This is a genomic window from Streptomyces sp. NPDC008001 (assembly GCF_042958085.1).
GTDB lineage: Bacteria > Actinomycetota > Actinomycetes > Streptomycetales > Streptomycetaceae > Streptomyces.
The window spans coordinates 280,032-306,516 of sequence record NZ_JBIBIZ010000007.1 but is presented as its reverse complement, the minus strand read 5'-3'; the positions used below and the strand labels follow the sequence as shown (position 1 = coordinate 306,516).

General features: G+C 74.9%; 20 protein-coding genes and 1 riboswitch. Of the genes, 10 read left to right on the top strand and 10 right to left on the bottom strand.

The features are described 5' to 3' along the window. Nucleotides 1-119: 119 nt before the first annotated feature. Complete coding sequence (gene cobN / locus ACFZCD_RS20415) at nucleotides 120-3,737, bottom strand: cobaltochelatase subunit CobN (RefSeq protein WP_391832740.1); 3,618 nt, start codon at nucleotides 3,735-3,737, stop codon at nucleotides 120-122. 112 nt (nucleotides 3,738-3,849) lie between these two features. Then, a riboswitch (cobalamin riboswitch) is annotated at nucleotides 3,850-3,923 on the bottom strand. A gap of 148 nt (nucleotides 3,924-4,071) precedes the next feature. On the opposite strand from cobN, the gene ACFZCD_RS20410 reads away from it, so the two are divergent. From ACFZCD_RS20410 to ACFZCD_RS20400, 3 genes are read left to right on the top strand one after another with little or no spacing between them, the layout of a single operon-like run. Further along, a complete protein-coding gene (locus ACFZCD_RS20410) occupies nucleotides 4,072-5,631 on the top strand; it encodes a cobalamin biosynthesis protein CobG (protein ID WP_391832738.1) in 1,560 nt (519 codons plus the stop codon). After that, nucleotides 5,628-6,269 (top strand): precorrin-8X methylmutase, encoded by a 642-nt coding sequence (locus ACFZCD_RS20405; protein WP_391832736.1) that lies wholly within the window; start codon nucleotides 5,628-5,630, stop codon nucleotides 6,267-6,269. Before ACFZCD_RS20410 ends, ACFZCD_RS20405 begins: the two co-directional genes overlap by 4 nt. Further along, on the top strand, nucleotides 6,266-7,780 hold the full coding sequence (locus ACFZCD_RS20400) for a precorrin-2 C(20)-methyltransferase (protein ID WP_391832734.1): 1,515 nt from the start codon (nucleotides 6,266-6,268) through the stop codon (nucleotides 7,778-7,780). Before ACFZCD_RS20405 ends, ACFZCD_RS20400 begins: the two co-directional genes overlap by 4 nt. An 86-nt stretch (nucleotides 7,781-7,866) precedes the next feature. Here ACFZCD_RS20400 and ACFZCD_RS20395 read toward each other — a convergent pair whose 3' ends face one another. Further along, nucleotides 7,867-8,625, bottom strand: coding sequence for a cobalt-precorrin-6A reductase (locus tag ACFZCD_RS20395; protein WP_391832732.1), 759 nt, complete (start codon nucleotides 8,623-8,625; stop codon nucleotides 7,867-7,869). Between the two features lie 93 nt (nucleotides 8,626-8,718). Here ACFZCD_RS20395 and ACFZCD_RS20390 point away from each other — a divergent pair, with 93 nt between their 5' ends. After that, nucleotides 8,719-9,909, top strand: coding sequence for a cobalt-precorrin-5B (C(1))-methyltransferase (locus ACFZCD_RS20390; protein ID WP_391832730.1), 1,191 nt, complete (start codon nucleotides 8,719-8,721; stop codon nucleotides 9,907-9,909). Here ACFZCD_RS20390 and ACFZCD_RS20385 read toward each other — a convergent pair. Genes ACFZCD_RS20385 through cbiE form a run of 3 tightly spaced genes read right to left on the bottom strand, consistent with a single transcriptional unit; the run spans nucleotide 9,906 to nucleotide 13,209 of the window. After that, on the bottom strand, nucleotides 9,906-11,141 hold the full coding sequence (locus ACFZCD_RS20385) for a serine hydrolase domain-containing protein (RefSeq protein WP_391832728.1): 1,236 nt from the start codon (nucleotides 11,139-11,141) through the stop codon (nucleotides 9,906-9,908). The genes ACFZCD_RS20390 and ACFZCD_RS20385 overlap by 4 nt on opposite strands. A 47-nt stretch (nucleotides 11,142-11,188) precedes the next feature. Next, nucleotides 11,189-11,944, bottom strand: coding sequence for a precorrin-4 C(11)-methyltransferase (gene cobM / locus ACFZCD_RS20380; protein WP_391832726.1), 756 nt, complete (start codon nucleotides 11,942-11,944; stop codon nucleotides 11,189-11,191). After that, the gene (gene cbiE, locus ACFZCD_RS20375) at nucleotides 11,941-13,209 is read right to left on the bottom strand and encodes a precorrin-6y C5,15-methyltransferase (decarboxylating) subunit CbiE (RefSeq protein WP_391832724.1); all 1,269 of its coding nucleotides are present in this window, start codon (nucleotides 13,207-13,209) and stop codon (nucleotides 11,941-11,943) included. Before cbiE ends, cobM begins: the two co-directional genes overlap by 4 nt. A gap of 144 nt (nucleotides 13,210-13,353) precedes the next feature. Between cbiE and tsaD the strand changes: the two genes are divergently transcribed. Continuing rightward, nucleotides 13,354-14,403, top strand: a complete 1,050-nt coding sequence (gene tsaD / locus ACFZCD_RS20370) for a tRNA (adenosine(37)-N6)-threonylcarbamoyltransferase complex transferase subunit TsaD (RefSeq protein ID WP_391833120.1) — start codon at nucleotides 13,354-13,356, stop codon at nucleotides 14,401-14,403. Between the two features lie 248 nt (nucleotides 14,404-14,651). Here the strand turns inward: tsaD and ACFZCD_RS20365 are convergent, their stop codons facing one another. Both ACFZCD_RS20365 and ACFZCD_RS20360 read right to left on the bottom strand, forming a co-directional pair. Continuing rightward, nucleotides 14,652-15,308 carry a PhzF family phenazine biosynthesis protein gene (locus ACFZCD_RS20365; protein ID WP_391832722.1) on the bottom strand — a complete coding sequence of 219 codons (657 nt, stop codon included), beginning with the start codon at nucleotides 15,306-15,308 and terminating at the stop codon, nucleotides 14,652-14,654. Between the two features lie 9 nt (nucleotides 15,309-15,317). Next, nucleotides 15,318-16,811, bottom strand: a complete 1,494-nt coding sequence (locus ACFZCD_RS20360) for an SDR family NAD(P)-dependent oxidoreductase (RefSeq protein WP_391832720.1) — start codon at nucleotides 16,809-16,811, stop codon at nucleotides 15,318-15,320. Between the two features lie 256 nt (nucleotides 16,812-17,067). On the opposite strand from ACFZCD_RS20360, the gene ACFZCD_RS20355 reads away from it, so the two are divergent. Beyond that, on the top strand, nucleotides 17,068-17,310 hold the full coding sequence (locus tag ACFZCD_RS20355) for a chaplin (protein WP_391832718.1): 243 nt from the start codon (nucleotides 17,068-17,070) through the stop codon (nucleotides 17,308-17,310). A 64-nt stretch (nucleotides 17,311-17,374) separates the two neighbouring features. On the opposite strand, the gene ACFZCD_RS20350 is transcribed toward ACFZCD_RS20355, so the two are convergent. Then, nucleotides 17,375-17,596, bottom strand: a complete 222-nt coding sequence (locus ACFZCD_RS20350) for a hypothetical protein (RefSeq protein ID WP_391832716.1) — start codon at nucleotides 17,594-17,596, stop codon at nucleotides 17,375-17,377. An 83-nt stretch (nucleotides 17,597-17,679) separates the two neighbouring features. Beyond that, complete coding sequence (locus ACFZCD_RS20345; RefSeq protein WP_391833118.1) at nucleotides 17,680-18,489, bottom strand: SigB/SigF/SigG family RNA polymerase sigma factor; 810 nt, start codon at nucleotides 18,487-18,489, stop codon at nucleotides 17,680-17,682. 383 nt (nucleotides 18,490-18,872) lie between these two features. On the opposite strand from ACFZCD_RS20345, the gene ACFZCD_RS20340 reads away from it, so the two are divergent. The 4 genes from ACFZCD_RS20340 to ACFZCD_RS20325 all read left to right on the top strand — a co-directional run bounded on the left by ACFZCD_RS20340 (nucleotide 18,873) and on the right by ACFZCD_RS20325 (nucleotide 24,372). Continuing rightward, nucleotides 18,873-21,371, top strand: a complete 2,499-nt coding sequence (locus tag ACFZCD_RS20340; protein ID WP_391832714.1) for a phosphoketolase — start codon at nucleotides 18,873-18,875, stop codon at nucleotides 21,369-21,371. Between the two features lie 139 nt (nucleotides 21,372-21,510). Further along, a complete protein-coding gene (locus tag ACFZCD_RS20335) occupies nucleotides 21,511-22,431 on the top strand; it encodes a ribokinase (RefSeq protein ID WP_391833116.1) in 921 nt (306 codons plus the stop codon). Nucleotides 22,432-22,620: 189 nt separating this feature from the next. After that, a complete protein-coding gene (locus tag ACFZCD_RS20330; RefSeq protein ID WP_391832712.1) occupies nucleotides 22,621-23,079 on the top strand; it encodes a hypothetical protein in 459 nt (152 codons plus the stop codon). A 42-nt stretch (nucleotides 23,080-23,121) separates the two neighbouring features. Next, complete coding sequence (locus ACFZCD_RS20325) at nucleotides 23,122-24,372, top strand: cytochrome P450 (protein ID WP_391832710.1); 1,251 nt, start codon at nucleotides 23,122-23,124, stop codon at nucleotides 24,370-24,372. On the opposite strand, the gene ACFZCD_RS20320 is transcribed toward ACFZCD_RS20325, so the two are convergent. Next, nucleotides 24,335-26,425: a SpoIIE family protein phosphatase gene (locus ACFZCD_RS20320; RefSeq protein WP_391832708.1), complete on the bottom strand. Its 2,091-nt coding sequence runs from the start codon at nucleotides 26,423-26,425 to the stop codon at nucleotides 24,335-24,337. The two genes, ACFZCD_RS20325 and ACFZCD_RS20320, sit on opposite strands and share 38 nt — an antisense overlap. Nucleotides 26,426-26,485 lie beyond the last annotated feature (60 nt).

Genomic DNA, 26,485 nt, shown 5'->3' with positions numbered 1-26,485 from the left:
AAACGATCCTACTGACCGCCGGTGCTCCGGCTCAAAACGGCGATCGGCGCCCCCGCAACGGGGGACGCCGATCAGGCCGGTGAGGGTCACGCCCGGGCCATGTCCGAGGCGTGTCCGGGCTACTCGCCGCCCGCGCCCTCCTCCAGGTTCCCCTCCGTCTCCAGGAAGACCTGGCGCAGGGCTTCCAGCGTCTGTGCGTCCGGCTTGGCCCACATGCCGCGGCTCTCGGCCTCCAGGAGGCGTTCGGAAATGCCGTGCAGGGCCCAGGGGTTGGCCTCCTGGAGGAAGGCGCGGTTCTCCGGGTCCAGGACGTAGGTCTGGGCGAGCTTGTCGTACATCCAGTCGGCGACGACACCGGTCGTGGCGTCGTAGCCGAACAAGTAGTCCACGGTGGCGGCGAGTTCGAAGGCGCCCTTGTAGCCGTGGCGGCGCATGGCCTCGATCCAGCGGGGGTTGACCACGCGGGCGCGGAAGACGCGGGACGTCTCCTCGACGAGGGTGCGGGTGCGGACCGTCTCGGGGCGGGTGGAGTCGCCGATGTACGCCTCCGGGGCGCGGCCGCGGAGCGCCTTGACCGTGGCGACCATGCCGCCGTGGTACTGGAAGTAGTCGTCGGAGTCGGCGATGTCGTGCTCGCGGGTGTCCGTGTTCTTGGCCGCGACCGCGATGCGCTTGTACGCCGTCTCCATCTCCTCGCGCGCCGGGCGGCCTTCGAGGCCACGGCCGTAGGCGTAGCCGCCCCAGACCGTGTAGACCTCGGCGAGGTCGGCGTCGGTGCGCCAGTCGCGGCTGTCGATCAGCTGGAGCAGGCCCGCGCCGTAGGTGCCCGGCCGGGAGCCGAAGATGCGGGTGGTGGCGCGGCGTTCGTCGCCGTGGGCGGCGAGGTCGGCCTGGGCGTGGGCGCGGACGTAATTGACCTCCGGGCCCTCCTCCAGGGCGGCCACGAGCCGTACCGCGTCGTCGAGGAGGCCGATGACGTGCGGGAAGGCGTCGCGGAAGAAGCCGCTGATGCGGAGGGTGACGTCGATGCGGGGGCGGCCGAGCTCCTCGGGAGTGACGGGTTCGAGTCCCGTCACCCGCCTCGACGCCTCGTCCCACACCGGGCGGACGCCGAGCAGTGCCAGGGCCTCCGCCACGTCGTCGCCGGCCGTGCGCATCGCGCTCGTGCCCCACAGGGACAGGCCGACCGACTGCGGCCACTCGCCGTTGTCGGTGCGGTAGCGCTCCAGCAGGGAGTCGGCCAGGGCCTGGCCCGTCTCCCAGGCGAGGCGGCTGGGGACGGCCTTGGGGTCGACGGAGTAGAAGTTGCGGCCGGTCGGCAGGACGTTGACCAGGCCGCGGAGGGGCGAGCCGGAGGGGCCCGCGGGAACGAAGCGGCCGGCCAGCGCCTTGACGGCGTTGCCGAGTTCGGCGGTGGTGCCCGCCAGCCGGGGGACGACCTCGCGGGCGGCGAAGTCCAGGATGGCGGCGACGTGTTCGCCGTGGCCGGCGGCCACGGAAGCAACGGCCGCACGGTCCCAGCCCGCGGCCTCCATGGCCTCCACCAGGGCGCGGGCCTCGGCCTCCGCCGCGTCCGCCGTCGTCCGGGTGGCCGCCGACTCGTCCAGGCCGAGGGCCTCGCGCAGGCCCGGCAGGGCCGCCGTGCCGCCCCAGATCTGGCGGGCGCGCAGGATCGACAGCACGAGGTTCACCCGTGCCTCGCCGGTGGGCGCGCCACCGAGGACGTGCAGGCCGTCGCGGATCTGGGCGTCCTTGACCTCGCACAGCCAGCCGTCGACGTGCAGCAGGAAGTCGTCGAAGCCGTCGTCGTCCGGGCGGTCCTCCAGGCCGAGGTCGTGGTCGAGCCTGGCGGCCTGGATGAGCGTCCAGATCTGGGCGCGGATGGCGGGCAGCTTGGCCGGGTCCATCGCGGAGATCTGCGCGTACTCGTCGAGGAGCTGTTCGAGGCGGGTGATGTCGCCGTAGGACTCGGCGCGGGCCATCGGCGGCACGAGGTGGTCGACGAGCGTGGCGTGGGCGCGGCGCTTGGCCTGGGTGCCCTCGCCGGGGTCGTTGACGAGGAAGGGGTAGACGAGCGGGAGGTCTCCGAGGGCGGCGTCGGGGCCGCAGGCGGCGGACAGGCCGGCGTTCTTGCCGGGCAGCCACTCCAGGTTGCCGTGCTTGCCGAGGTGCACCATGGCGTCGGCGCCGAAGCCGCCGTCCTCGCGGGAGGCGGCGATCCAGCGGTACGCGGCGAGGTAGTGGTGCGAGGGCGGCAGGTCGGGGTCGTGGTAGATGGCGATGGGGTTCTCGCCGAAGCCGCGCGGCGGCTGGATGAGGATCAGGAGGTTGCCGCGGCGCAGGGCGGCGAGGACGATGTCGCCCTCGGGGTTGCGGCTGCGGTCGAGGAACATCTCGCCCGGGGGCGGGCCCCAGTGCTGCTCGACGGACTCGCGCAGCTCCTGCGGCAGCCGTGCGTACCAGCGCTTGTAGTCGGCGGCGGGGATGCGGACGGGGTTGCGGGCGAGCTGCTCCTCGGTGAGCCAGTCCTGGTCGTGGCCGCCGGCCTCGATGAGGGCGTAGATGAGCTCGTCGCCGTCGCCGGACTCCAGGCCGGGGACCGCTTCCGCACCGAAGTCGTAGCCCTCGTCGCGCAGGCGGCGCAGCAGGGCGACAGCGCTGGCGGGGGTGTCGAGGCCGACGGCGTTGCCGATGCGGGAGTGCTTGGTGGGGTACGCGGAGAGGACGAGCGCGATCCGCTTCTCGGCGGCGGGGACGTGGCGCAGCCTGGCGTGACGGACGGCGATGCCGGCGACGCGGGCGGCGCGCTCGGGGTCGGCGACGTAGGCGGGCAGGCCGTCCTCGTCGACCTCCTTGAAGGAGAACGGCACCGTGATGATGCGGCCGTCGAACTCGGGCACGGCGACCTGGGTGGCGGCGTCGAGCGGCGAGAGGCCCTCGTCGTTCTCCTCCCAGGCGCTGCGCGGCCCGGTCAGGCACAGGGCCTGCAGGATCGGCACGTCCAGGGCGGCGAGGGCGCCGGCGTCCCACGACTCGTCGTCGCCGCCGGCGGAGGCCTCGGCGGGCTTGGTGCCGCCGGCGGCGAGGACGGTGGTGACGACGGCGTCGGCGCCGCGCAGGGCGTCGATCAGCTCGGGTTCGGGGGCGCGCAGCGAGGCCACGTACAGCGGCAGGGCGCGGCCGCCGGCGTCCTCGACGGCGTCGCAGAGGGCGTCCACGAAGGCGGTGTTGCCGCTCATGTGGTGGGCGCGGTAGTAGAGCACGGCGACGAGCGGGCCGCTCGCGCCGGGCTTGGGGGTGCGCTCCAGCTCGCCCCAGGCGGGGGCGGCGGCGGGCGGTTCGAAGCCGTGGCCGGTGAGGAGCACGGTGTCGGAGAGGAAGCGGGCGAGCTGTTCGAGGTTGGCCGGGCCGCCGTGGGCGAGGTAGGCGTGGGCCTCGGCGGCGATGCCGACGGGGACGGTGGAGGCCTCCATCAGCTGGGCGTCGGGCGCCTGTTCGCCGGTGAGGACGACGACCGGGCGGTCGCCGGCCAGCAGCAGGTCCAGGCCCTCCTGCCAGGCGCGGATGCCGCCGAGGAGGCGGACGACGACGAGGTCGGTGCCCTCCAGGAGGGCCGGGAGGTCGTCGAGGGCGAGCCGGGCGGGGTTGGCGAGCCGGTACGGGACCGGGCCGCCCTGAGCAGCAGCCGCGCGGGCGCTGAGCAGGTCGGTGTCGGACGTCGACAGGAGAAGGATCACGCGGCGCTCCCCAGGGCATCGTGGGTCGCCCGGGGTGCCCGGCACCGGAATGTGCGCATGCGGCGGCAAGCCTTCCTCGGGGTCCGCGCCCCGGGCGGTCGGAGGACGGCGGGAGTTCCTGACTCGCCCGGCGGGAGGGCCGGGCTCACAGTGGCGGGACCGTGCCGGAGTCTCACCGGCTTCCTCCCCTGTCGCCGTCGCTGGCGTTTGGCGGAGCGGTGCTCGCGGAGCGGGCACTGTTCCACCGTGGAGCATAGTAAAGCCCAGGCAGACGGCGGTACGGGAGTGTGCGGGGCGTGCGGTACGGGGCCGTGCGCCGGGCAGGGGCGTCGGTATGCTCGCCGCCATGTCCACCACCCCCGCACCTCCTCCGGACCGGGCCGCGTCCGGCGCCGGCGCGCCCTCCGCGGGGCCCGTCCGCGAGCGGGGCGACGCCTGCCCCGGCGCGCTGCGCCTGCACGCCGCGGACGACGGTGCACTGGCCCGGATCCGGCTGCCCGGCGGCCTGTTGACGGCCCGTCAGGCAGAGCTGCTGGGCGCGCTCGCGGAGGAGCTGGGCGACGGGCACCTCGACCTCACCTCGCGCGGCAACGTCCAGCTGCGCGGCCTTCCCGCGGGCTGCGGCGGGCGGCTCGCCGGGCGGCTGCGGGCGGGCGGACTGCTGCCGTCGGAGCGGCACGACCGGATCCGTAACGTGGCGGCCTCGCCGCTGTGCGGCCTGGACGGCCGGCCCCCGGGTCCCGCTTCCGGGCCGGACCCCCTGGCCGAGGCGGATTCCGTTTCCGGGCCGGACGGGGCTCCGGCGGGCCTCGGTGCCGCCCCGGCCGACGTCCAGGCCTGGGCCCGTGAACTGGACGGACTGCTCTGCGCCGAGGACATTTCCGAGGCCGTTCCGGGTGTTTCCGCGAATCTGGCCGGCCTCTCCGGCAGGTTCCTCTTCGGGCTGGACGACGGGCGGGGCGACATCGCGGCGCTGCGGCCCGATGTGACATTGATCGCAAGCGGTTCCGGGCGGGCCGCCCTGTGCTTCGGCACCGAAGGACCGGGCGTCCGCATCTCCGCCGCGGACGCCCCGCGTGCGGCCGTGCTGGCTGCGGCCGAGTTCCTGGCGGTGCGGGAGGCCTGCGGCAGCACGGCGTGGCGCGTGCGGGAGCTGCCTCCCGAACAGCGGCCGTCCGCGGCCCGGCTGGCGGACCGGCTCACCACGGCAGGCATCACCTGCACGCCGCTCCCCTCCCTCCGGATCCCCCTCGGCGAGCCCACCGGTCCCGGCCTGGTGACGGGCCCCGACGGGGTCTGCGCGCTGTCGGTGACGGCACCGCTGGGGCGGCTGACCGCCGCTCAGTGGCGGCTCGTCACCCGCATGGCCGGCGAGCAGGGGGACGGGACGATCCGGGTGACGCCCTGGCGTGGTCTCGTGGTCCCCGGCTTCCCGGCGGCGAAGGCAGCGGGGCTCCTGGCGGACCTCGCGCACGCCGGGTTCGTGACCTCCGCGGAGTCCGCCTGGCACCGCGCGGGCGCGTGCGCCGGGCGTCCCGGATGCGCCAAGTCCCTCGCGGACGTGCGGGCGGACGCGGCGGCCTGCCTCGCGGGCGGGCAGCCTTCCGGTGCGGCGGCGCTCCCGGTGGGCCCGGTGCTCCCGCTGCTCCCGGTGTACTGGTCCGGGTGCGAGCGGCGCTGCGGGCATCCGGGGGGCGGCCCGTGGGTCGACGTGCTGGCGACGGAGGGCGGCTACCGGGTGACGGTGCAGGACGGCGGCGGCCGGGGCAGCAGCGGCGGCAGCAGCAGTGAGCAGCACGGCGGCAAGCAGGACGGCAGGCAGGACGCCGGGCCCCGGACGGTGACGGCGGCAGGACTCGCCGGCGCGGTGGCGGCGGCACGTACCACGACATGAACGAGGACAGAGTGTTCGACTACGACAAGGACGGCGCGTCCATCTACCGCCAGTCCTTCGCCACCATCCGCGCCGAGGCGGACCTCGGCGGGCTGCCGCCGGACGTCGGCCGGGTCGCGGTGCGCATGATCCACGCCTGCGGGATGACGGACCTCGTCAAGGACCTGGCCTACTCCCCCGGCGTGGTGGCGAAGGCGCGCGCCGCGCTGCTCGCCGGGGCGCCGGTCCTGTGCGACGCGAACATGGTCGCCAGCGGCGTCACCCGCAAGCGCCTGCCCGCGGACAACGAGGTGCTGTGCACGCTCGCCGACCCGGCCGTGCCGGAGCTGGCGCAGCGCATGGGGACGACCCGCAGCGCCGCCGCGCTGGAGCTGTGGCGCGACAAGCTCGACGGCGCCGTCGTTGCCGTCGGCAACGCCCCCACGGCGCTCTTCCGGCTGCTGGAGATGGTGGCCGAGGGCGCGCCGCGGCCGGCCGCCGTGCTCGGCATACCGGTCGGCTTCATCGGCGCCGCCGAGTCCAAGGACGCCCTGGCGGACAGCCCGCTGGGGCTGGAGTACCTGGTGGTGCGGGGGCGGCGCGGCGGCAGCGCCATGGCCGCGGCCGCGATCAACGCGATAGCGAGCGAGGAAGAGTGAGCGAGCAGCATCCGCAGACGACGGGCAGGCTGTACGGGGTCGGTCTCGGCCCCGGCGACCCGTCCCTGATGACCGTACGGGCCGTCGAGGTCATCACGGCGGCGGACGTCGTCGCGTACCACAGCGCCCGGCACGGCCGCTCCATCGCGCGCTCCATCGCCGAGCGGCACCTGCGCCCCGGGCACATCGAGGAGCGCCTGGTCTACCCGGTGACGACGGAGACCACGGACCACCCCGGCGGATACCGGGGCGCGATGGAGGAGTTCTACGAGGAGGCCGCGGCGCGGCTGGCGGCGCACCTGGACGCCGGGCGCACGGTGGCGGTCCTGGCGGAGGGCGATCCGCTCTTCTACAGCTCCTACATGCACATGCACAAGCGCCTCGCGGACCGCTACCCCACCGAGGTGATCCCCGGGGTCACCTCCGTGAGCGCCGCGGCCGCCCGGCTCGGCGAGCCGCTCGTCGAGGGCGAGGAGATCCTGACGATCCTGCCGGGCACGCTGCCCGAGGAGGAGCTCGCGGCGCGGCTCGCCGCCACGGACTCGGCGGTCGTGATAAAGCTCGGGCGCACGTTCCCCGCGGTGCGGGGTGCGCTGGAGCGGTCCGGCCGGCTGGCCGAGGCGCGCTACGTCGAGCGCGCGACGATGAGCGGCGAGCGCACGGGGCGCCTGGCGGACGTGGACCCGGAGTCCGTGCCGTACTTCTCCGTCGCGGTGCTGCCGAGCCGTGCCGACGCCGCGCCGCGCGCGGGGCGGGGCGAGGTCGTCGTGGTCGGGCTCGGCCCGGCGGGCCCGCAGTGGCTCACGCCCGAGGCGCGCGGCGAACTGGCGGCGGCGCAGGACGTCGTCGGCTACAGCACGTACGTGGACCGGGTGCCGGCCCGTCCCGGCCAGCGCCGCCACGCGTCCGACAACAAGGTGGAGTCGGAGCGCGCCGAGTTCGCGCTGGACCTGGCGCGGCAGGGGCGGCGGGTCGCCGTCGTCTCGTCGGGCGACCCGGGCGTCTTCGCGATGGCCACGGCGGTCCTGGAGGTGGCCTCGGAGGGCCCGTACCGGGACATCCCCGTGCGCGTGGTGCCGGGCATGACGGCGGCCCACGCGGCGGCCGCCCGCGCGGGCGCCCCGCTGGGCCACGACTACGCGGTGATCTCGCTCTCCGACCGGCTCAAGCCGTGGGAGGTCATCGCGGAACGGCTGCGCTCCGCCGCCTCCGCGGACCTGGTCCTGGCCCTGTACAACCCCGGTTCCCGCAGCCGCGTCTGGCAGGTCGGCAAGGCCCGCGACCTGCTGCTGGAGTTCCGCGCCCCGGACACGCCCGTGGTCGTCGCCCGCGACGTGGGCGGCCCGTCGGAGTCCGTCCGCATCGTTCCCCTCGGCGAACTCGACCCCGCCGAGGTCGACATGCGCACGATCCTCCTCGTCGGCTCGACGCAAACCCGCGTGGCCCACCGCACGGCGGACGGCTCCCCGGAAAAGATCGTCTGGACGCCGCGACGGTATCCGGAGGGGTGACGCCGTACGCCTGACAGGTCAGTACAGCGGCCGGGCCGGCACCGCCGGCCCGGTGCGCGGCGCTCGCCTAGGGTGCCGGACCCGGCTCAGCCGCCGGGGAACTGCTGCCGCAGCCACTCCCGGGCCTCCGCCGGGTCCGCGGCGGTCGGGACGCCCTCCGGGGCCGCGGGGCGGCGGACCACGACGACCGGGACGGCCGCCTCGCGGGCCGCGGCCAGTTTGGCCGATGTGGCCGACGCTCCGCTGTCCTTCGTCACGAGGACATCGATCCGGTGGCGGCGCAGCAGCTCGCGTTCGCCGTCGAGCGTGAACGGGCCGCGGTCGAGAAGGACTTCCATGCGGGGCGGGGCCGGCGGCTCGGGGGCGTCCACGGAGCGGACGAGGAACCACATATCCTCGAGGTGCGCGAAGGCCGCCAGGCCCATCCGGCCCGTGGTCAGGAACGCGCGCTCCCCCAGCGCGGGCAGCACCCCGGCGGCTTCCGCCAGGGAGGCGACCTCGTGCCAGCGGTCCCCCGGGCCGGGCTCCCAGCCGGGGCGGCGCACGGCCAGCAGGGGAACGGGGACGGCGGCGGCGGCCTCCGCCGCGTTGAAACTGATCGTGCCGGCGAAAGGATGGGTGGCGTCGATGAGCGCGTCCACCTGCTGCTCGCGCAGCCACCGGGCGAGGCCCTCGGCCCCTCCGAACCCCCCGATGCGGACCTGTCCGGCGGGCAGCCGCGGCTGTGCCACGCGCCCTGCGAGGGACGTGGTCACCCGGATTCCGGGGTCCGCGTCGAGTTCGCCGGCGAGCCAGCGCGCCTCGGTCGTGCCGCCCAGGATCAGGATGTGGCGCCGGTCGCTCACGTGGTGCCTTTCTGCTCGGGTTTCTGCCGTTCCGTCCGGACCCGGCCCGGCGTTCCGCCCGGCCGGCGACCCACCCTACGGCCGGAGGCAGCCGTGACCGACACCGCAGCCACCACCGACGGTTCGCCCGGAGCAGCCGGCAAGGCCACCGGCGGGCGCGCCGCGCAGCTGCAGCACACCGGGCTGCGGCACGGCTGGACCACGGGCGCCTGCGCCACCGCCGCCACCACCGCCGCGTACACCGCGCTCCTCACGGGCGAGTTCCCCGACCCCGTGACGATCACCCTGCCCAAGGGGCAGACGCCCGCGTTCGCGCTCGCCGCGGAGGCCTTGTCCGGCAGTGACGCCGAGGGCGGCCCCTCGGCCATGGCCGGCATCGTCAAGGACGCCGGTGACGATCCGGACGTCACGCACGGTGCGCTGGTGCGTTCGACGGTACGGGTGCTGCCGCCGGGCTCCGGAGTCGTCTTCCGGGCCGGGCCGGGCGTGGGGACCGTCACCCGCCCCGGGCTGCCGCTGGACGTCGGCGAGCCGGCCGTCAACCCCGTGCCGCGGCAGATGATGCGCGACCACGTCGCCGAGGTCGCGGCCCGGTACGGCGGCTCGGGCGACGTCGAGATCGAGGTGTCCGTCGACCACGGCGCGGAGATCGCCCGCTCGACCTGGAACCCGCGCCTCGGGATCCTGGGCGGCATCTCCATCCTGGGCACCACGGGCATCGTCGTGCCCTACTCGTGCTCCGCCTGGATCGACAGCATCCGGCGCGGCGTGGACGTGGCGCGCGCGGCGGGCCGTACGCACGTCGCGGGGTGTACGGGGTCGACGTCGGAGAAGGTCGCGGTCGCCGTGCACGGCCTGCCGGAGGACGCCCTGCTGGACATGGGCGACTTCGCGGGCGCGGTGCTCAAGTACATCCGCCGGCACCCGGTGGACCGGCTCACCGTCGCGGGCGGGTTCGCCAAGCTGTCGAAGCTGGCCGCGGGCCACCTCGACCTCCACTCGGGGCGGTCCCAGGTGGACAAGGGGTTCCTCGCGGAGCTGGCCCGGCACGGGGGCGCCGGTGAGGAGCTGGCGGCCGCCGTCGCCTCCGCCAACACGGGGCTGGAGGCCCTGCGGCTGTGCGAGGCCGCCGGCGTTCCGCTCGGTGACCTCGTCGCCGCCACCGCCCGCGACGAGGCGCTGGCCGTGCTGCGCGGCGCGCCCGTCGCGGTCGACGTCATCTGCATCGACCGCGCGGGCGCGATCGTGGGACGGGCGGGGCCGGTGGGGCCCCATAGCGACTAGCGGAGCGTGTTCACCGCTGCCGCGGTCACCGGTGCGTTCTTCGCCGGCTTGTCCGCCGCCGCCTTCGGCAGCGCCCCGCAGAACTCGCCCTCAAACATGTTCTCAAAGGGCGGGCTTTCGTTGAGCCAGTCACCGTTGATGTTGAAGGTGAGCATGTGCTTGCCGTCGCGCGTGCCGGCGGCGCCCGTGAGCGAGCCCCAGACGACGCCGTCGTGGCCGTACACCTGAGCTCCGCAGCTCAGCTTGCGGGAGATGATGCCGAGGCCGTACGTGTAGTGCTCGCCCGTCTCGACGGTGGTGAGCATCTCGTCCAGCTGCTTCTTCGGCAGCAGCTTGCCCTGCAGGAGGCCGCTGAAGAACCGGTTGAGGTCGCCGCTGGTGCTGACGACCTCGCCCGTGGCGCCGGACCAGGACGGCCGGTACTCGGTGGCGTCGTAGACCTCCGGGCCCGGGTCCGGCACGTAGAGCTTCGAGTAGCCGACCGGGTGCGGGGCGGGCAGCTTCGGGTCCGTGCCGGGGAAGGTGGTCTCCTTGAGGCCCAGCGGCTTGACGATGCGGCGCTCGGCCTCGCGGGCGTACGGGTTCCCCGTGACCTTCTCGATGATCATGCCGCCGAGGACGAAGTTGGTGTTGGAGTACCGCCAGCCCTTGCCGGGCTCGAAGTCCGGGCCGTACTTGACGCCCATGGCGACGATCTCGCGGGGCGTCTTGACGTCGTAGCGGTGGGCGAAGAAGCCCTGGCCGTTCATCTGCTCGTTCCACTCGGGCGTCGACACCATGTCGTGGATGCCGCTGGTGTGGTTGAGGAGCTGACGGATCGTGATCTTGCCGGCGTCGTAGCCGTTGCCCTTGACCACGCCCGGCAGATGGTGCTCCAGCGAGTCGTCGAGGCGGAGCTTCCCCTCCGCCTCCAGCTGCAGCAGGACCGTGGCGACGAAGGACTTGGTGATGCTGCCCGCGCGGAAGTGGTCGGCGGCGGTGCGCTTGCGCTGCGCGGCGGTGTCCGCGTAGCCGGCGGAGCCGGACCAGGTGCCCTTGGGCGTGAGGGTGCCCGCGGCGACACCGGGCATGCCGGCGGCGACGAGGCCGTTCAGGGCGGCCTGGGTGGCCGCGTGGGACTCGGCGCCGGCCGGGGCCGGCGGGGCCGCTGCGGCGGCCGGGCCGGTCGCCGTGGTGGTGACGGCTGTTGCCGCCAGGGTGATGAGCATTGCTGCTCGCAGGACCTTGGGCATGCGCTTCCCCCCTGGGATGATCAAGTCGAGGTAAGCATAGGCTAACCTCACTTCGCGCAGTGGTCCCGGTCCCGGTCCGCCGAGTAGAGGTAGCTGTCCGGGAACTGCTCCGCGGCCAGCGTGCGGCCCACGACGATGACCGCCGTACGGATCACCCCGGCCGCTTCGACCTGCGCGGCGATGTCGGCGAGCGTGCCGCGCAGGACCAGTTCGTCCGGGCGGCTGGCCATCGCCACGACGGCGGCGGGGCAGTCGGCGCCGTAGTGCGGGAGGAGTTCGGCGACGACCTGGCTCGTGTAGCGGACGGCGAGGTGGAGGACGAGCAGGGCGCCGCTGCGGCCGAGGGTGGCGAGGTCCTCGCCGGAGGGCATGGGGGTGGCCTGGCGGGCGATGCGGGTGAGGATGACCGTCTGGCCGACCGTCGGCACGGTCAGCTCGCGGCCGAGGGCGGCGGCGGCCGCGGCAAAGGCGGGGACGCCGGGCACGATCTCGTACGGGATGCCGGCCGCGTCCAGGCGGCGCATCTGCTCGGCGACGGCGCTGAAGACGGACGGGTCGCCGGAGTGCAGGCGCGCCACGTCGTGGCCCGCCTCGTGGGCGCGGACGAACTCCTCGGTGATGGCGTCGAGATCGAGGCGCGCGGTGTCGACCAGGCGGGCGTCCGGCGGGCACTCGGCGAGGAGTTCGCGCGGGACGAGGCTTCCCGCGTAGAGGCAGACGCCGCAGCGGGCCAGGGTGCGGGCGCCGCGCACGGTGATGAGGTCGGCGGCGCCGGGGCCGGCGCCGATGAAGTAGACGGTCACGGGGCGGGGTCTCCTGTCGGTCGGGGGTCGTCCTGCGTCTGCGGCCCGGGCTTCACCACGGACCACTGCGTGACCGGCATCGCCTGGCGCCAGCCCGTGAAGCCGCCGACCGGGGCGGCGTGCGCGACGGCGAGGCGGGTCAGTTCGCCGCCGTGGCGGCGGTAGCGGTCGGTGAGCAGCGCCTCGGATTCGAGCGTGACCGTGTTGGCCACCAGGCGCCCGCCCGCCGGCAGCGCCTCCCAGCACGCGTCCAGGAGGCCGGGGGCGGTGAGGCCTCCGCCGATGAAGACCGCATCGGGGGACGGCAGTCCGGCAAGTGCGGCGGGTGCCGGGCCGGTGACGACGCGGAGGCCCGGCGTGCCCAGCCGTTCGGCGTTGCGGGTGATGCGGGCCGCCCGTACGGGGTCGCGTTCGATGCTGATGGCGCGGCAGGTGCGGTGGGCCCGCATCCATTCGACGGCGATCGAGCCGGAGCCGCCGCCCACGTCCCACAGGAGTTCGCCGGGGGCCGGGGCCAGGGCGGCGAGCGTCACCGCTCGTACGTGACGCTTCGTCAGCTGCCCGTCGTGCTCGAAGGCCTCGTCCGGCAGGCCCGGCGTGAGGGGGAGGCGGAGGGCGCCCGGGGCGCGGCGGCAGGTGACGGCGATGACGTTCAGGGCGTCGCCGGGGGCGTGGGGCCAGTCGTCGGCCGTGCCGTCGACGCGCCGTTCGGCCCGGGATCCCAGCTGTTCCAGGACCGTCATGCGGCTCGGGCCGTAGCCGTGCGCGCGGAGGTGCGCGGCGACCTCGGCGGGGGTGGCGGCGCCGGAGCTGAGGACGAGCAGGTGCCGGTCGTGGTGGAGCGCCGCGGTGAGGGCGGCGATCGGGCGGCCGACGAGGCTCACGACCTCCGCCTCCTCCAGCGGCATGCCGAGCCGGGCGCAGGCGTACGAGACGGAGGAGGGGTGCGGGAGCACGCGGAGCCGGGCGGGGCCGAGCTCCTCGGCAAGGGTGCGGCCGATGCCGAAGAACATGGGGTCGCCGCTGGCGAGCACGCAGACGCGGCGGCCCGCGTGCGCCGCCAGCAGGCCGGGGACGGCCGGGCGGAGCGGGGAGGGCCAGGCGATGCGCTCGGCGCGGCAGCCGGCGGGCAGCAGGTCCAGCTGGCGGGGGCCGCCGATGATCACCTCGGCGTCGCTCAGCGCCTCCTGGGAGACGGGGGCGAGGCCGGGCCAGCCGTCGGCACCGATACCGACGACGGTGACGGCGGCGGGGGCGGGGCTCACAGGGCTGTCACCTCGGCATTCGCGGCAGGCAGGGGGCACGGGAACTCTACTGACCACCGGTGGCCGGGCGGCATGCGGGCCCTTATTGCATATGCTGTGCAATTACGAATAGAAGGCAGGAGGCGCGGCGTGGGGCGTTCACCGGTGGTGCTGGGTATCGAGTCGTCGTGTGACGAGACCGGTGCCGGTCTGGTGCGGGACGGGAAGCTGCTGGGCCACGCGGTGGCCTCCAGCATGGACGAGCACGCGCGCTTCGGCGGGGTCGTCCCGGAGATCGCCGCCCGCGCGCACGTACACGCGGCGGCGCCCGTCGTGCGGGCGGCGCTGGCGGACGCGGGGCTGACGATGCGTGACATCGGCGCGGTCGCCGTGACCACCGGGCCCGGCCTCTCCGGTGCCCTCCAGGTCGGCCTGGCCGCGGCGAAGGGGCTCGCCTACGCGCTGGACGTCCCGCTGTACGGGGTGCACCACCTCGCGGGGCACGTGGCCGCGGACACGCTGGAGCACGGGCCGCTGCCCGACCCCTGCATGGTGCTCATCGTCTCCGGCGGGCACACGTCGCTGCTCCTCGTACGGGACCTGGCCCGCGATCCGATCGTGCACCTCGGTGACACGCTCGACGACGCGGCGGGCGAGTGTTTCGACAAGGTCGCCCGGGCCTTCGGGCTGCCCTATCCGGGCGGGCCTGCCGTCGACCGGGCGGCGCACGAGGGCGATCCGCGGGCAGTGCCGTTCCCGCGGCCGCTCACGGGGCCCCGCGACGACCCGTACGCCTTCTCGTTCTCCGGGCTGAAGACGGCCGCCGCACGGTGGGCGGAGCAGCACCGGGCGGCGGGGCGGCCGCTGCCGGTCGCGGACGGGGCGGCGTCGCTGCAGGAGGCGGTGGCGGACGTCCTCACGCGCAAGGCGGTGGCCGCGTGCGGGGAGTACGGGGTGGGGACGCTGGTGGTGGTCGGCGGCGTCGCCGCCAACTCCCGCGTCCGGGCCCTCGCGGAGGAGCGGTGCGCCGCCGCGGGCGTCACGCTGCGGGTGCCGCCGCTGCGGCTGTGCACGGACAACGGCGCGATGATCGCCGCCGTCGGCGACCTCCTCGCTCGCGCGGGCGCGCCCCCGGCCCCGCTGGACGTCTCGATCGACCCGTCGGCGCCCCTGGAGTACGCGACGCTCCACCCGTCGGCACGGATTGCCGCGTAACGGGCCCCGAGGCGCCGGATCGCGCCGGTACGAGCTGATCGTCGCGACGGCAACTGAAACACCTCCGGCAAACCCCGGCCCCCGAGCCCCCGTACCACCGCCGGCGCGGGCCGGTCGCCGATCCGGCGGAGGGCGACGCGCGCGGCCGTTCCGCTCCGGCCTGCCGAAGGCCGTCCGCCGCGGCGGCGCGTCACCACCACGGCGGAATCCGGCGGTGCCGAACCCTCCCGCTCCCCCGGCCGGGCCCGTCACCCCTCGGTAACGCGGCCTCCCAGGGCCACCACGCCCTCGCCCTCGTAGCGCGTGCGGATCCTCGACGCCCTTCCCTGGGCGATGTCCAGGTCCCGTTTCCGTTCGGCGGTCAGGGACAGGGCCGCCGCGCCCGTGGCCTCGTCCTCGGTGATGCCGTCGCCGCGGCGCGGGAAGCCGCGGGCGCGGACGCGGCCCGCCGGTTCGTCCTGCCAGGACCAGGCGTAGAGCCAGCCCTCCCCGGGCGGGGGCGCCGGCAGGGCGTCGACGGCGGCCGGGGTCGCGTACTGCTGGAGGCGGCGGCCCGTGGCCCAGGACGCACGGGCGCGGATCCACGTGACGCCGTCCGCCGTCCAGGACGGCACGTCGCCCGCCGGCGGCCGCAGCACGTCCGCCGCGTGCCCGTACTGCCGCAGCAGCCACGCCACACCCACCAGCGGGTGCCCGGCGAAAGCCAGGCGCCCTCCGGGCGTGCGGATGTCGACCTCACCCCGCAGGGGGTCGTCGACGAACACCGTCTCGCTGAAGCCCAGTTCCGCGGCCAGGCGCTGCCGGGCACCGGAGTCCGGAACGGACGGGCCGTCATAGACGACGCCCAGCGGGTTGCCGCCGGAGCCGTCCGGGCCCGTGAACACCCTCAGTACGCGGACGTCCACGCGGGCCGCCTACCAGCCCGCCGGGCGGTAGTCCTTGAGGAAGCAGCCGTACAGGTCCTCGCCCTGTTCGCCGCGCACGATCGGGTCGTAGACGCGCGCGGCGCCGTCGACCAGGTCGAGGGGGGCGTGGAAGCCGGCCTCGGCGAGGCGGACCTTGTCCGGGTGGGGGCGCTCGTCGGTGATCCAGCCGGTGTCGACGCTGGTCATGAGGATGCTGTCGGTCTGGAACATCTCCTGCGCGCTGGTGCGCGTGAGCATGTTCAGCGCGGCCTTGGCCATGTTGGTGTGCGGGTGGCCCGCGCCCTTGTAGCCACGGCTGAAGACGCCCTCCATGGCGGAGACGTTGACCACGTACTTGCGGCGCGCGGGCGACGCGGCCATCGCCGGCCGCAGCCGGTTGACCAGCACGAACGGCGCCGTGACATTGCACAGCTGGACTTCGAGCAGCTCGACGGGGTCGACGTCGCCGACGGCCTGGATCCAGGTGTTGGTGGGGTCCAGGTCGGGGACGAGCCCGCCGGCGTCGATGGCGGTGCCCGCCTCGACGCGGGCCAGGGACGCGGAGCCGCTGGTCAGGGCGAGCTCGGTGAGGGCCTGCGGGGTGAGCGCGTCGTGCTTGCTGCCGGCGGGGGCGGGCAGCTCGGGCTGGGCGCCGCTGCCGAAGGCCCCGAAGACCTCCGAGGCGGGCAGCTCGCCGGCGGGCAGCGGGGCGGACTCGGCGCTGATCAGCTCGCGGTAGGCGGCCGGGGAGCGGCGTACGGTCTGGGCCGCGTTGTTGATCAGGATGTCGAGGGGGCCCTCGGCGCCGACGGAGTCGGCGAGCGCGACGACCTGTGCCGGGTCGCGCAGGTCGATGCCGACGACCTTCAGCCGGTGCAGCCAGTCCGCGCTGTCCTCCATCGCCTTGAAGCGGCGGATGGCGTCGTTGGGGAACCGCGTGGTGATCGTGGTGTGCGCCCCGTCGCGCAGCAGCCGCAGCGCGATGTACATGCCGATCTTCGCGCGGCCGCCGGTGAGCAGGGCCCGCTTGCCGGTGAGGTCGGTGCGGGCGTCGCGGCGGGCCCGGTTCTCGGCCGCGCAGGGCTGGCAGAGCTGGTGGTAGAACGCGTCGACCTCGGTGTAGCGGTCCTTGCAGATGTAGCAGGACCGGGGGCGCTCGAGGATGCCGACGATCTGGGTGGAGGCGCTGGCGGCGAGCGGTATGCCGCGGGTCTCGTCGTCGATCCGGTCGGCGGCGCCGGTGGCCGTGGCCTCGGTGACGGCCTTGTCGTGGGCGGTCTTGGCGGCCCGGCGCTCCTGGCGGCGGCGCTGCTTGACCGTCCGGTAGATGCCGGCCGTGGCCCGGCGGACGGCTATCGCGTCGGGGTGGTCGACCGGCAGCTCGTCGAGCTCCTCGAGCACGCTCAGGCAGACCGCCATCCGCTGCGGGTCGATGCCCGGCCCGTACTCGTCGTCCGCGCCTGCGCCGTGGCGGCTGTCTTCAGTGACCTCGGTGACCGTCATCGCCGCTGTTGTTTCCCAGTTCGTCTGTTCGAATGAAGCTTCCGGGAAACTGTACGTAGACAGGGGTGGTGACACCAAACCCGCAGGCGCGGGGCCCTATAGCACGCGCTTCCCGCGCGTCGCACGCACCCCGGGCATCACATACCACTTATTGGGTCTTCCGGGTTAATTACTCCCTTCAGCGTCGATATCCGACCTTTCTCCCCAGTTACACCGGACACAATTGCCGCTCACCACCCATGAGAAAGGTTTAGCCATGTCGCGTATCGCCAAGGCCGCCGCACTGACCGCCGCTGCCGGCGTCGCCGTCACCGGCGCCGCGGGGCTCGCTTCCGCCAACGCAGGAGCGAGCGGCGCGGCCGTCGGCTCACCCGGCGTCATCTCCGGCAACACCATTCAGATCCCGATTCAGGTGCCGATCAACCTGTGTGGCAACACGATCGACATCATTGCCCTCCTGAATCCGACCTTCGGCAACACCTGCGTCAACGCCGACTAGTGACCCCCGCGCCCGGGCGGGACCACCGGATCCGCCCGCGCGGCAGGCGCGGGAAGGGTCACAGTCAGCCGCCGGAATCCTGACCTGCGCTTTCGTGGCGCCCATCACGCTCGGCGTGGTGGGCGCCATGGTCTTGTCCGGCGCCCTTCCGCCCGTCCTCGCCGTCCGCGTCCCCCTCCCCGTCCCGCCCGGTCACGGTGCGGCCGGGCCGCTGGGCGCCGGGGAGGTCGGGGGTCTCCACGAGGGGCGGGAGGTCGGGGGTCAAGTGCGTATGCCCTGCGGTCATCGCTGGTCCTGCCTTCGTCGGAAAGATCGGGGAGGTCGGGGAGGCCGGGAAGAGAAGTGGGGAGGGGAAGCGCGGGGCCGGGCTCAGCCGGGCGCCGGGGTGCGCTGCGGGGTCCCGGCGGGGCCGAGGAGCTCCTCGCGCAGCCGCGCGCAGGTCCGGCTGAGGATGCGGGATATCTGCATCTGGGAGACGCCCAGCCGCGCGCCGATCTGCTTCTGGGTGAGGTTGCCGAAGAACCGCCAGTACAGGACGTACTTCTCCCGCTCGGGCAGCGCCCTCAGCAGCGGTTTGAGGGACTGGCGGTCGACCACGAGGTCCAGCGCCCGGTCCAGGGCGCCGAGGGTGTCGGAGAGCGCGAGGTCGTCGGCGCCCAGCACCGGGTGGTCGAGGGAGAGCGTGTTGTGCACGCCTTCGGCGGCCAGGCCGCGGCGGACCTCGTCCTCGGACAGGCCGCTCTCCGCGGCCAGCTCGGCCGGGCTGGGCCGGGTGCGGGCGTCGCGCTGGCCGAGGGCCGTCTGCGCGGTCCGCACGGCCGTGCGGAGCTCCTGGTCCCGCCGGGGTATGTGCAGCGACCAGGCGTGGTCGCGGATGTGCCGCTTGAGCTCGCCGACGATCGTGGGGACGGCGAAGGTCTCGAAGGCGTGCCCGAGCCGGGGGTCGTACCGGTCCACGGCGTTGACCAGCCCGAGCGCCGCGACCTGCCGCAGGTCCGCCGGGCTCTCCCCGCTGCTGCGGAAGCGCAGGCTGATGCGCTCCGCCATGGGCAGCCAGGCGGCGATGACGTCCTGCCGCAGCCGGTCGCGCTCGGCACCGGCCGGCAGGTCCGCCATGCGGATGAAGGAGTCGGCGGTGTCGGGGGCGTCACGGTTGCGCCGGCGCATCGTCTGGGCCATGGTCACGGTTCTCCTCGCTCCTGGGCAAAGAGTGCCTGCCGGCCGGAAGCACCTTCCGGTAGGTGCGGCTGCCCCCGCGGGGCCACCGCAAACGCACAGGTCGGCGGACCACCTCCGCGGCTCGGGGGCGGCGGCCGGGGGCCGGCTGCAGTCCTCAGGATCACTCGGGCGGGCCGGTCCCGCGACTCGGAGCGCCGGGGCCGCGACGCTGGGTGACGCCGCTCCCGTGCCCCCGGCCGCCCCGGGCCGGACGGGGTCCGAACCTGGCCGGACCGGCCCTACGCGCGGGCCCGGGGCGGCTGCCAGCGTGTCGGGTGCCGGGCAGCGAGCCCGTTTCGCGGGCCCGCCGGCGGGTACCCGGCACCCCGTCCCGAGGAGGCCGTATGCCCGAGCACGCCGACCGTATCGCCGGACCGGGAGCGGACGGAGCCGCCGGTCCACGGACGGACGGGCCCGCCGAGCCACGGACGGGCCGGCCCGCGCACCCGCCCCCTCCGGCCGAGGGGCCCGCGGACCCCCGGCCGGACGGGCTCTCCGGCACCGAGCTGGCCGCGCTCGACGCCCACTGGCGCGCCGCCAACTACCTGGCCGCCGGCCAGATCTACCTGATGAGCAATCCGCTGCTGACCGTCCCCCTGGAGCCCGAGCACATCAAGCCCCGGCTGCTCGGCCACTGGGGCACCTCCCCCGGCCTCAACCTGATCCACACCCACCTCAACCGCGTCGTCAAGGCCCGCGGGCTGGACGCGATTTGCATCTGGGGCCCGGGGCACGGCGGGCCGGCGGTCCTCGCGAACTCCTGGCTGGAGGGCAGCTACAGCGAGGTGTACCCGGACGTGAGCCGCGACGCCGAGGGCATGGAGCGGCTGTTCCGGCAGTTCTCCTTCCCCGGCGGGGTGCCCAGCCACGTCGCCCCGGAGACGCCCGGCTCGATCCACGAGGGCGGCGAGCTGGGCTACTCCCTCGCCCACGCCTACGGGGCCGCGCTCGACAACCCCGGCCTGCTGGTGGCCTGCGTCATCGGCGACGGCGAGGCGGAGACCGGCCCGCTGGCCGCGTCCTGGCACTCCAACAAGTTCCTCGACCCCGTCCACGACGGCGCCGTCCTGCCGATCCTCCACCTCAACGGCTACAAGATCGCCAACCCGGCGGTGCTGGCCCGGCTGCCCGAGGGCGAGCTCGACAAGCTCCTGCGCGGCTACGGCCACGAGCCGCTCCACGTCACCGGCAGCGACCCGCAGGAGGTGCACCAAGCCCTGGCCCACGCCATGGACCGGGCCCTGGACCACATCGCCCTCGCACAGCGCGTCGCCCGCGAGGAGGGCGTGACCGCCCGGCCGCACTGGCCGGTGATCGTGCTCCGTACGCCCAAGGGCTGGACGGGGCCCGCGGAGGTCGACGGGCTGCCGGTGGAGGGCACCTGGCGCTCGCACCAGGTGCCGCTCGCGGGCGTCCGCGACAACCCGGACCACCTGCGGCAGCTGGAGGCGTGGCTGCGCTCCTACCGGCCGGAGGAGCTCTTCGACGAGGACGGCCGGCCCCGGCCCGAGGTCCTCGCCCTCGTGCCCGAGGGCGACCGGCGGCTCGGCGCCAGCCCCTACGCCAACGGCGGCCGCCTCACGCGCTCCCTGCCCGTGCCGCCGCTGGAGCACTACGCGGTGCCCGTCGACAAGCCCGGCGCCGCGATGCACGAGCCGACCCGGGTCCTCGGCGGCCTGCTGGCCCAGGTCATGGCGGAGACGGCGGGCAGCCGGAACTTCCGCGTCGTCGGGCCGGACGAGACCGCCTCCAACCGGCTCGGCGCCCTCTACGGCGTCACCGGCAACGCCTGGCAGGCCGAGGAGCGGCCCACGGACGAACACCTCGCCCGCGACGGCCGGGTGATGGAAGTGCTCTCCGAACACCTCTGCCAGGGCTGGCTGGAGGGCTACACCCTCACCGGCCGGCACGGCCTGTTCTCCTGCTACGAGGCGTTCATCCACATCGTCGACTCGATGGTCAACCAGCACATCAAGTGGCTCAAGACCTCGCGGGCCCTGCCGTGGCGCCGTCCCGTGCCCTCGCTCAACTACCTGCTGACCTCGCACGTCTGGCGCCAGGACCACAACGGCTTCTCCCACCAGGACCCGGGCTTCGTGGACCACGTCCTCAACAAGAGCCCCGAAGTGGTGCGCGTCTACCTGCCGCCGGACGCCAACACGCTGCTGTCGGTGGCCGACCACATCCTGCGCAGCCGCGACTACGTCAACGTCGTCGTCGCCGGGAAGCAGCCCTGCTTCGACTGGCTGACCCTGGACGAGGCCCGCACGCACTGCGCCCGCGGCGCGGGCGTGTGGGAGTGGGCGGGCACCGAGACCGGCGACCGGCCCCCGGACGTCGTCCTCGCCTGCGCCGGCGACGTCCCCACCCAGGAGGTGCTGGCCGCGGCGGACCTGCTCCGCCACGAGCTGCCCCAGCTCGCCCTGCGGGTCGTCAACGTGGTCGACATGACCCGGCTGCTGCCGAAGGAGGAGCACCCGCACGGCATGCCCGACGCGGAGTACGACGCGCTGTTCACCCCCGACAAGCCCGTCATCTTCGCGTACCACGGCTACCCGTGGCTGATCCACCGCCTCGCCTACCGGCGCACCGGCCACGCGAACCTGCACGTCCGCGGCTACAAGGAGGCCGGGACGACGACCACGCCCTTCGACATGGTCGTCCGCAACGACCTCGACCGCTACCGCCTCGTCATGGACGTCATCGACCGCGTCCCCGGGCTGGGCGTCCGCGCGGCGTCCGTACGGCAGGCGATGGCGGACGCGCGGACGCGGCACCACGCGTGGATCCGGGAGCACGGGGTCGACATGCCCGAGGTGGCGGACTGGACCTGGCAGGGCTGACGCCGCCCCCGCCCGCCCCCGCCCGCCGCAGCCCTGCGGGCGGCCCGCCGGCCGTGTCCGCGGGGTGAGAAGCTGGCCGCACCGGTGAAGGTGCCGGTGACCGAGGACGATGCGGCGGAGTTCGATGGGTGACGAGCGGATGTACGACGTACTGGTGGTGGGGTCGGCGAACGCGGACCTGACGGTCCGGGTGGAGCGCCGGCCCGGCGCGGGCGAGACCGTCCTGGGGACGGATCTGGTCGAGTCGGCGGGCGGCAAGGGCGCCAATCAGGCCGCGGCGGCGGCCCGCCTCGGCGCCCGGACGGCCCTGCTGGCCAAGGTGGGTGACGACGCGTTCGGCGAGCTGCTGCTGGCCGGGCAGCGCGAGGCGGGTACGGAGCTGCGGCACGTGCTGGTCGAGGCGGGCGCCCGGACGGGCACGGCGATGATCGTCGTCGGCCCGGACGGGGACAACAGCATCGTGGTGTCGCCGGGGGCGAACGCCCGGCTGCTGCCGGAGGACGTCGAAGCGGCCCGCGAGGTGATCGCCGCCTCGGCCGTGGTGTCCCTGCAGCTGGAGATCCCGCCCGCGACCGTACGGGCGGCCGCCGAGGTCGCCGCGGACACGGGCACGCGCGTGGTGGTCAACCCGTCGCCCGCGCCGGACCGCCTGGACACCGAACTCCTCGTGGCCGCCGACCCGCTGGTCGTCAACGAGCACGAGGCCCGGCACCTGACGCAGCTCGTGGACGGCACGCCCGGCGCCTGGGCCCGTGCCCTGCTCGGCCAGGGCGCCCGCTCCGTCGTGGTCACCCTGGGGGCCGAGGGAGCGCTGTGCCTGGAGGCCGGTGCCGGGGAGCCGGTGGCGGTGCCCGGCGTCAAGGCCGATGCCGTGGACACCACGGGCGCGGGGGACGCCTTCACGGGCGCGCTGGCGGCCCGGCTGGCCGCCGGTGACTCCCTGACCGAGGCGGCCCGCTTCGCCGTCCGGGTCGGGGCCGTGTCCGTGACCCGGCCCGGCGCGCAGCCGTCGTACCCCACCCTTGAGGAACTGCCGCCGGAGAGCGGTTCGTTCGGCTGACTTCGAGAGTCCAGGGCTTCACCCTCCGGAAGGAACTGCCTTCCCCGGCGGGTGAAGCCTTCGTGACGGGAATTGCACGGGTGCCATAGGCAGAGTGGGGTGAACGCAGCAGGATCGGGTACGCAGGTGCCCGACCGTCCCTGTGAGTCCCCACAAGTCCCTACGAGCCGGAGGTGCCCGATGCGCCTGATGCGCCGTCACGCCGCCGCAGTGGCCGCCGCTGCTGCCGTGGCCGCCACTGCCGTCGCCCTGCCGTCCCCGCAAACAGCGGCGGCCGACGGGGAGAAGACCCTCGCCTGGACCGCCGTGCACCGCACCGGCGGCCCGCCCGAGCACCCCAAGGCGGGCGACACCTGGGCCGTCTACGCCGACCTGCGGGGCCCGGGCGGCGAGCCCGCCGGGGACGGCAGTGCCGTCTGCACGGTGGTGCTCACCCGGTACGAGGGCGTGGTCGCCCAGTGCCGGTACGTGCTGCGGGCACCGGACGGCACGCTGGTCCTCGACTCCATGGAGAACCGCTTCGGGCGCGGGCCGTACCGCGCCGATGCGGCCGTCGTCGGCGGCACGGGAGCGTACGCGGGCGCCAAGGGCGAGGTGCAGCTGACCGTGGAGAGCGGGCGGACGGCCTACCGCGTTCATCTGAGGTGACCTCGGGAAGGCGCGGACCGGTGCCCGTCCTACGCTCGGACGATGGACACCGCCGACACCACCGGGCCCACCGGCACCGCCGCCCTTCCCCGCCCGTTCGACGCCGCGTTCTTCGCCGACCCCTACCCGGTCTACGCCCGGCTGCGGGCGGCGGGCTCCGTGCACCGGATCGCGCTCCCCGACGGCTCTCCCGTCTGGCTCGTCACCCACGAGGCCGACGTGCGGGCCGCGCTCACCGACCCGCGGCTGTCGGTGAACAAGGCGCATTCCACCAACGGTTACCAGGGCTTCGCCCTGCCGCCCGCCCTGGACGCCAATTTGCTCAACATCGACCCCGCCGACCACCTGCGGCTGCGCCGCCTGGTGTCGAAGGGGTTCACGCCGCGCCGCGTGGAGGACCTGCGCGGCCGCGTCCAGGGCGCGGCGGACCGGCTCGCCGTTGCCCTCGCCGGGCGCATCGCCGCCGGGGGAAGCGCCGACCTGGTGACGGAATTCGCCAATCCGCTGCCGCTGACCGTCATCGGCGACCTGCTCGGCGTGCCGGAGGCGGACCGGCGGCCGTTCTCCGCGGACGTGGGCACGATGCTCGCGCCCGAGCGCCCCGCGCAGATCGGGGAGGCCGTGGGCCGCATCCACCGCTTCCTGCTGGACCTCGTCGCCGCGCGCCGGGCCGCGCCCGCGGACGACCTGCTGTCCGCGCTGATCGCCGCGCGCGACGACGGCGACCGGCTCGGCGAGGACGAACTGGTCTCCCTGGCCTTCCTGATCCTGATGGCGGGCAGCGAGAACGCCCAGCACCTGATCAGCGGCGGCCTGCTGACCCTGCTCGGGCACCCGGACCAGCTGGACGCGCTGCGCGCGGACCCGGCGCTGTGGCCGGCGGCCGTCGAGGAGCTGATGCGCCACGGCCACCCGAACCAGATGGCCGTCCGGCGCTTTCCGGTCGAGCCCGTGGAGATCGGCGGGACCCTGATACCGCCGGGCGACACGGTCCTGCTCTGCCTCGCCTCCGCACACCGGGACCCGGCCCGCTACCCGGACCCGGACCGCTTCGACGTCCACCGCGCGGACAAGGCGCACCTGGCCCTCGGCCAGGGCATGCACTACTGCCTCGGGGCGCCCCTGGCCCGGATGGAGACCGGTATCGCCCTGGCCACGCTGCTGCGCCGGCTGCCGGGCATCGCGCTCGCGGTGCCGCCCGGCGAGCTGCGGTGGCGGGCGTCCTTCCGCTCGCACGCGCTGCGGGAGCTGCCGGTCACGGTGGCGGGACGGCCGGGAGGGCGCGGGCGATGAGCAGGGCGACGTCGTCCTGGTCGTTGTCCGAACGCAGGGACGTCAGCAGCAGGTCGCAGGTCGCCTCCAGACCGGCGGGGGCGTCGTCCAGGACGGCGAGGAGCGCTTCGAGCCGGGCGTCGATGGCGGCGTCGCGGGTCTCCACCAGACCGTCCGTGTAGAGGACGAGGCCGTCGCCGGGCGCGAGGTCCACGCCCGTGTTCTCGAAGGGCACGCCGCCGACGCCCAGCGGCGCTCCGGCGGGGAGGTCCACGAGGGCGGGGGGACGGCCGGGGCGCAGGTGGACGGGCGGGAGGTGGCCGGCGTTGGCCACCCGGCAGCGGCCGCTCCGCGGGTCGTAGACGGCGTACAGGCACGTCGCGATCATCTGGTCCAGACCACTGGCGGTGCGGTCGAGGTGGTGCAGCACCCGGGCGGGGTCGAGGCCTAGCTGGGAGAGGGTGCGGGCGGCGGTGCGCAGCTGGCCCATGGCGGCCGCGGCGTTGATGCCGCTGCCCATGACGTCGCCGACGACCAGGGCGCTCTTCTCCCCGTCCTGCGGGATGACGTCGAACCAGTCGCCGCCGACCCTGCTGGCGGTGCCGGCGGGCTGGTAACGGAAGGCGATCTCCAGGCCGGCGGCGTCCTGGGGCCGCTGGGGCAGCAGCGTGCGCTGGAGGGTGAGGGCGGTGGCGCGCTCGCGCTGGTACCAGCGGGCGTTGTCGATGGAGACCGCGGCGCGGGCGGCGAGCTCGGCGGCGAGGGCGGCGTCGTCCTCGTCGAAGGGGCGGGCGTTGCCGATGCGCTTGAGGTCGAGGGCGCCGAGCACCTCGCCGCGGGCGATGAGCGGCACGGCCAGGTAGGAGTGCAGGCCGGCGCGGGCCAGGAGCCGGGCCGCCTCGTCGTCGCGGGCGATCTCCGGCAGGTCCTCGGCGTGCACGCGGGGCACCCTGACCGGGCGGCCGGTGGTCACGCAGCGGGTGACGAGCCGGTCGTGGTCGTACTTGGCGATCTGCCCCGGGCGGTCGGCCGCCCGCACGGCGTCGGAGGCGGCCGCCGAGTCCGCCGCGGCGACGGCCAGCGCCCGGAAGACGGCGCCCCGGCCTTCCGGGGCGGCGGAGCGGTCGCCGTCGACGACGGTGTCGAGGACGTCGACGGCCGCCACGTCGGCCAGCCGGGGCACCACGACGTCGGCGAGCTCGCGCGCGGTCTGCTCCAGCTCCAGCGTGGTGCCGATCAGCACGGAGGCGTCGGCGATGAGCGCGGTGCGGCGGCGGGCCTCCTCGTTGGCGCGGTGCCGGTCGGTGACGTCGACCAGCGAGGTGGCGACGCCGAGGATCCGGCCGCCGGGGTCCTCCAGCCGGTAGTACGAGACGAGCTGCGCCTGCGCCTCGGCCGCGCCGCCGCCCTCGTGGCCGACGGCGAACCGGTCGAGCAGCGGGACGCCGGTGGCCAGGACCTCGCGCATGGCGGCCTCGATGGCGCCGGTGTCCGCGCGGGGCAGGACCTCGCGGACGGTGCTGCCGACGCACGCCTCGGCGGACAGCCCGTAGATGCGTTCGAGCGCGGGGTTGACCATGACGTAGCGCAGTGAGGTGTCCAGGACCGCGAGCCCGATCGGGGACTGGGTGACCAGCCCCAGGGACAGGGCGAGGTCCCGCTCCACCTTGCGCAGGACCTCCCGGTCGGTGGCGATGCCGAGGGCGAAGAAGTCGCCGTGCCGGTCCTCCAGGCGCACGTTGCGGAACTCGATCAGCCGGGTGCCGCCGTCCTTGTGGCGCGCGGGGAAGACCACGGCGAACGTCTCGCCCGCGCCCATGACCTCGGCGAACAGCTGCAGGACCGCGTCGACGTCCTCCTCGGCGACGAGCAGCCGGGCGGCGTGCTCGCCGAGCGCCTCGGCGGCGCTCCAGCCGAAGAGCTGCTCGGCCTGCGGGCTCCACAGCACGATCCGGCCCTCGCGGTCCAGCACGCCGGCGGCCACGCCCAGGACGTCCAGCAGACCGCCGGGCACGTCGGACGCGCGGCCGGGAGGCCGGACGGGGCGGGCCCGGAATGCGTCGGTCGCGCCCATCGAGGCCTCCTTCCGCCCGCCGGAGTGGTGCGGCCACGGACCGGCCGGCCCGGTCCGCCG